The sequence below is a fragment of the Methanospirillum stamsii genome (assembly GCF_003173335.1).
In the GTDB taxonomy this organism is placed as follows: domain Archaea; phylum Halobacteriota; class Methanomicrobia; order Methanomicrobiales; family Methanospirillaceae; genus Methanospirillum; species Methanospirillum stamsii.
In genome coordinates, this window is record NZ_QGMZ01000070.1 from 1 (window position 1) to 1668 (window position 1668).

Annotated in this window: 3 protein-coding genes; 2 read left to right on the top strand and 1 reads right to left on the bottom strand. The window is 36.8% G+C overall.

Annotated features, from left to right (window positions below):
* Positions 1-347 precede the first annotated feature (347 nt).
* Positions 348-623 (bottom strand): hypothetical protein, encoded by a 276-nt coding sequence (locus tag DLD82_RS18785; protein ID WP_109942475.1) that lies wholly within the window; start codon positions 621-623, stop codon positions 348-350.
* A gap of 393 nt (positions 624-1016) precedes the next feature.
* Between DLD82_RS18785 and DLD82_RS17795 the strand changes: the two genes are divergently transcribed.
* Both DLD82_RS17795 and DLD82_RS17800 read left to right on the top strand, forming a co-directional pair.
* The gene (locus DLD82_RS17795) at positions 1017-1319 is read left to right on the top strand and encodes a DUF4258 domain-containing protein (protein WP_109942476.1); all 303 of its coding nucleotides are present in this window, start codon (positions 1017-1019) and stop codon (positions 1317-1319) included.
* Positions 1316-1561, top strand: a complete 246-nt coding sequence (locus tag DLD82_RS17800) for a type II toxin-antitoxin system MqsA family antitoxin (RefSeq protein ID WP_109942477.1) — start codon at positions 1316-1318, stop codon at positions 1559-1561. The genes DLD82_RS17795 and DLD82_RS17800 overlap by 4 nt, the downstream gene beginning before the upstream one ends.
* Positions 1562-1668 lie beyond the last annotated feature (107 nt).

Below are 1668 nucleotides of genomic sequence, written 5' to 3' on the forward strand. Positions count from 1 at the left end.
GTGGGTCAAAATTGAATTGGCGTTTACTTATATAGGTGGGTCACTTTTGAATCGGCGCAAACAGAAGTGTTTCAAGAACCGTCAATGCCTGAGTCAAATTGCTTCATAGATTGGAATTTCCTCTAGTTATAACTCTACAATGTCATGTTTAAATGGTTAGTTATCTTGATCCTCTCCAATTTTGATTAATATTTTGAAAAACATATGATGTTCATACAAAACGACTAGTGGAAATAATCATATGCAAATAATGATGTTTAAGACAACGATAAATACCATAAAAACAAAAAATAACACGAAGCCGAGAGCTATCTTTTAAGTTGGCGCACACATCTCGGTTTCAACTTTTATTCGATAATTTGCCGCCCTTTTCGTTTCATCTTAGATCTTCGTGAATTTTTTCGGTTATTTTTATTTTTGACAGTCACCTCAGCAACCGTAGATGACGTCTTCTCTTTCAGAGGCATCCAAATTTTTAAAAAACGGGCGACGTCTTGAGGTGTAATGTCTTTAAATTCAGGAGGAAGGTGCTTTTGCTCCCTCAATATCCAGAACATCGCAAGGAGAACTAATGCTACATGATGATGCCATGCCTTCCAGTTTCGGACTTGATAGTCAGCCATTCCAGTGAGAGATATTGAAGCGTCCAGGACTTGTCAGGAGCCCTTTCACATAATCGAGCGTAATTAAATGCCTATTGTGCGTTTTTGTAGAAAAACAGTCCTTAAGGGACGCCTGATTAAAAATGCGTTTATATTTGAAATTTGCTGATCTATCGCGATTCTAAGTCGTGCGACCTCATTCTTGAATGCAAAGTTAGCACAGCCAATATATTGTAATTACTTATATAAAGATCAAACGATATAATTAATTTCTTCACGTTTCAAACTTGACATTGTAGAAGTATGGATAATCAGACTTTTCTTCAATCTATTCTGACGGTATTTGATGAATAAACGACAATCATATTATCTCAGTGCAACAAATTGAAACTCTCATTAAGAGGCTCATAATCGATGATTGAAAAAATTCGGTCATACATCCGTTCAGATCAATACCTTATTACAGCTCATGCAAGGCTCAGGATGGCAGAACGAGGTATAAAAACAGGTGCTATAGAACAGGCGATAATTACCGGAGAGATAATTGAAGAATATTCTGATGATGAGCCATGCCCATCAGTTCTAATGGGTATAGAGACAACAGATATAATGTTACATGTTGTAATTGGTGTGTGTGATGATCATCTTCGAATAATTACCTGTTACTATCCTGATGATGCACATTGGATAACATATAATGAGAGGAGAAGAGAATGAAACCTGAAAGATGTTCCTTTTGCAAAGGTACACTGAGAGAAGGTCATACCGAATTCATGGCACGAGTTGACAATGAAATTGTAGTCATTAGGGATATTCCAGCTTATGTATGTGAACGATGTCATGAAGCTTATTTCACTCCGGATATTTCCCGAAAGATGGACACCATCATAGAAGAAGCACGAAAGGGAAGTTTATGCATGAAACCTCTTGCTGCAGGCGAAGTTAGCATGCAGGTTTAACCGAAAACTGCGAAAAATAGAATTTATTTTTTTACTGTCTTTTTCTCCCCGTTCGCACATATTTGACCTAAGTATCTTGAATTACTCCAAAAGCAGTAAAAATATCT